The following is a 2,837-nucleotide window of genomic DNA, read 5'->3' as shown; positions in this document are numbered from 1 at the left end:
GTCTTGCCGGTGCCGACCACGTCCTTGAACGCGATGCAGCTGTGCGACAGGTGCGTCGCGGCGAGTTCGTCCATGCCGTGGCCGTGCAGCCCGGCATCGAGATCGAAGCTCATCACGATCGTGTCGTCGAACGGCGCGACCTCGATCCCGCACATGCCGAGCACGACCATGTCGTACTTCAGGTTGTGCCCGATCTTCAGCACCGCGGGATCCTCGAACAGCGGCTTCAGCGCGGCGAGCGCTGCGGCGCGATCGATCTGCACCGGATTCTCGGCGAGCAGATCGGTGCCGCCGTGACCGAGCGGGACGTAGCAGGCGCGGTTCGGATGCAGCGCCATCGACACCCCGACCAGATCGGCGCGGGTCGCGTCGGTGCCGGTCGTTTCCGTATCGATCGCGATCCAGCCCTGATGGCGCGCCTGCGCAATCCAGCCGTCGAGCGCGGCGATGTCGACCACGGTCTCATAGCCGTCATGGTCGCACGGCGGATCCTCCTCGAACGGCACGCTGGCGGGCGCGGGCACCGGCGCATCCGCAACCTGGCCGAGCTTGGTCAGCAGCGACTTGAAGCCGTGATGTTCGAGGAACGCGCGCAGCGGCGCATCCGGGATACCCTTCAGCTCCAGCTCGTCGAGCGGCTCGGGCAAGGGCTCGCTGCAATTGAGCGTCACCAGCACCTTGCTCAGTCGCGCATTGTCGGCCTGCTCGATCAGATTGTCGCGCAGCTTGCCCGGCTTCATCGACGGGGCGGCGGCGAGCACACCCTCCAGATCGCCATGTTCGTTGATCAGCTTCGACGCGGTCTTCGGCCCGACCCCGGTGACACCCGGCACGTTGTCGACGCTATCGCCCATCAGCGCGAGCACGTCGCCGAGCCGATCGGGCATCACCCCGAATTTCTCCACCACATGCTCCGCGCCGAGCCGCCGGTTGTTCATCGTGTCGTACAGGTCGAGCCCGGGCTCGATCAGTTGCATCAGATCCTTGTCCGAGCTGACGATCGTCACCGCCCAGCCCTGCGCCAGCGCGGCCTTCGCATAGCAGGCGATGATATCGTCCGCCTCAAGCCCCTCGGTCTCGATGCAGGGCAGCGAGAAGGCGCGGGTGGCATCCCGGATCATCGGGAATTGCGGAACGAGATCCTCGGGCGGCGGTGGGCGATGTGCCTTGTACTGGTCGTACAATTCGTTGCGGAAGGTCTTCGACGATTTGTCGAGGATCACCGCCATATGGGTCGGCCCGTCGGCGGCATGGACCTCGTCCGCCAGCTTCCACAGCATCGTCGTATAGCCGTAGACCGCCCCGACCGGCTCGCCATGCACGTTCGTGAGCGGCGGCAACCGGTGATAGGCGCGAAAGATATAGCCGGAGCCGTCGACGAGATAGAGATGAGGCATCGTCGCGCCGTCTAGCGGATGCGCCGCACGCGACCAACCAAATGTTCCTGGGAAGAGAGGGTGCGGCAGCAGCGTTCGTCTCGTCTCGCCATGCGCCTGCCTCATTCACGCAAAGGCGCAAAGGCGCAAAGATGAAACGTGCGGCGCCGCAGACATGGGAGATTGGATCGGCCGCGGCTCAGCCCACAACCTCCGCGTCTCCGCGCGCGTCCTTCTTCATCGCGCCTTCGCGCCTTGGCGTGAACCAAAGTCGAGGGTGACGCCCACCGCCATAACCCGCTAAACGCCCGCGATCCGCATGATGCTTGCACCAGCTGTCTTGGGAAGATAATACACCGATGGCTGACCGCCAGGATAAGCCGATGCGCTACGACCCTCTCGACCCTGCTTCCCGTTCCTCGATCGCCCGACGCTATGCGCTCGACGAGCCGGTCGCGCCCGGTGACTGGGACGACATGCCGCATGCCACGGCGGCGGCGCCGAGCCGGCGCGCGACGATCCTGCGCTGGACGCTGCGCGGACTCGCGGCGGGGATCGTGCTGCTGGTGATCGCGATCGCCTGGCTCGCGATCACCGCGCCGCTATCCAAGTCGCTCGAGCCGCCGACCCCGCCGTCGATCACGCTTACCGCGGACGACGGCACGCCGATCGCGCGGCGCGGCGCGATCATCGGTGCACCGGTCGATGCCGCCAAGCTACCCAAGCACGTCACCGAAGCGTTCCTCGCGATCGAGGACCGGCGATTCTACTCGCATTGGGGCATCGATCCGCGCGGCATCGCGCGCGCCGCGGTGTCCAATGTCGGGTCGGGCGGGGTCCGGCAGGGCGGCAGCACGATCACGCAGCAGCTCGCCAAGAACGCCTTCCTCGATTCGGACCGTACCGCCGCACGCAAGATCCGCGAGATGCTGATCTCGTTCTGGCTGGAGGCGTGGCTGACCAAGGACCAGATCCTGTCGCGCTATCTGTCGAACGTGTATTTCGGCGACAACGTCTACGGCCTGCGCGCCGCGGCGAAGCATTACTTCGGGCGCACACCGCAGGCGCTCAACATCGGGCAGGCGGCGATGCTGGCAGGGCTGGTGAAGGCGCCGTCGCGACTGGCGCCGACCGGCAATCTCGAAGGCGCGCGCAAGCGCCAGCGGCTGGTGGTGTCGACGATGGTCGAGGCCGGGTTCCTGACGCAGGCGGAGGCGGACCGGGTCCAGCCGCAGCGCGTGCTCGCCGCATCGCCGACGCAATTGCCGAGCGGCACCTATTTCGCGGACTGGGTGCTGCCCGCCGCGCGCGATCAGGCCGGCGAGATCAAGACCGAGGCGACCGTCGAGACCACGCTCGACCCGCGGCTGCAGCGCGCCGCCGAGCGTACCGTGCGCGGCGCCGGGCTCCGCCAGGCGCAGGTCGCGCTGGTGGCGATGCGCCCCGACGGCCGCGTCGTCG

At 67.4% G+C, this 2,837-nt stretch carries 2 protein-coding genes; one reads left to right on the top strand and one right to left on the bottom strand.

Annotated elements, in window-relative coordinates; translation table 11 throughout:
* Positions 1-1,397 (bottom strand): 5'-3' exonuclease H3TH domain-containing protein (locus ACFE77_RS16365; protein ID WP_375422708.1); only part of this gene is annotated, 1,397 nt, incomplete at its 3' end.
* A 362-nt stretch (positions 1,398-1,759) separates the two neighbouring features.
* Between ACFE77_RS16365 and ACFE77_RS16360 the strand changes: the two genes are divergently transcribed.
* Positions 1,760-2,837 (top strand): transglycosylase domain-containing protein (locus tag ACFE77_RS16360; RefSeq protein ID WP_375422707.1); only part of this gene is annotated, 1,078 nt, incomplete at its 3' end.

It is taken from the genome of uncultured Sphingomonas sp., assembly GCF_964243315.1.
In the GTDB taxonomy this organism is placed as follows: domain Bacteria; phylum Pseudomonadota; class Alphaproteobacteria; order Sphingomonadales; family Sphingomonadaceae; genus Sphingomonas.
This window is presented reverse-complemented; position numbering and strand designations above follow the sequence as displayed.